This is a genomic window from Haloferax sp. Atlit-4N (assembly GCF_003383025.1).
Taxonomy (GTDB): Archaea; Halobacteriota; Halobacteria; order Halobacteriales; family Haloferacaceae; genus Haloferax; species Haloferax gibbonsii.
The window spans coordinates 1-524 of record NZ_PSYY01000054.1 but is presented as its reverse complement, the minus strand read 5'-3'; the positions used below and the strand labels follow the sequence as shown (position 1 = coordinate 524).

The window sequence follows — 524 nt, the reverse complement described above, 5'->3', positions numbered from 1 at the left end:
CAGGCTTCCGAGCGTCCAACCGCAAGGCGACTGCCGTCTTCGCGGCCCACTACCCCGCGGAGTACCTCGGCGACACTGTCGAATCCTTGGTGATCGCAACTCGGTCGGGCTGCACCGTCCGGCAGCTGCCGGTCACGATGCGGGTCCGGACCACCGGCCAGGCGAGTCAGTCGCCGCTTCGCGCGACCATCTACCTGGTTCGCGCTGTCGTGGCCCTCGCCCTCGCGCTCGTGCGTGACTGGCCAGCGCAGTTCGACGACCCCACGGGGATCGCCTCCAACGTCGAGCCGCTCGCTGAGGTGGGCGTCCCCACCGCGGTTGCCTCCGGGCGAGAGGAGTCCTCATGAACGGCACCACCGTGCTCGGCATCGTCGCCTCGGTAGTCATCCTCGTCCTCCTCTTCGAGATGATGCGACGCCACCGCCTGCGCGAGAAGTACGCCATGATCTGGGCGCTCGTTTCGCTGGCGATCCTCGTCCTGGCCGTGTTTCCGAGCGTGCTCAACGCGGCCACCGAGCTGCTGG

At 68.3% G+C, this 524-nt stretch carries 1 protein-coding gene and 1 pseudogene; both read left to right on the top strand.

Going from position 1 to position 524, the window contains the following annotated elements:
• Positions 1-347: pseudogene (locus C5C07_RS20515) on the top strand (hypothetical protein); the annotation flags it as partial.
• Positions 344-524 (top strand): DUF2304 domain-containing protein (locus C5C07_RS20510; RefSeq protein WP_147302085.1); only part of this gene is annotated, 181 nt, incomplete at its 3' end. The pseudogene C5C07_RS20515 and the gene C5C07_RS20510, both read left to right, overlap by 4 nt.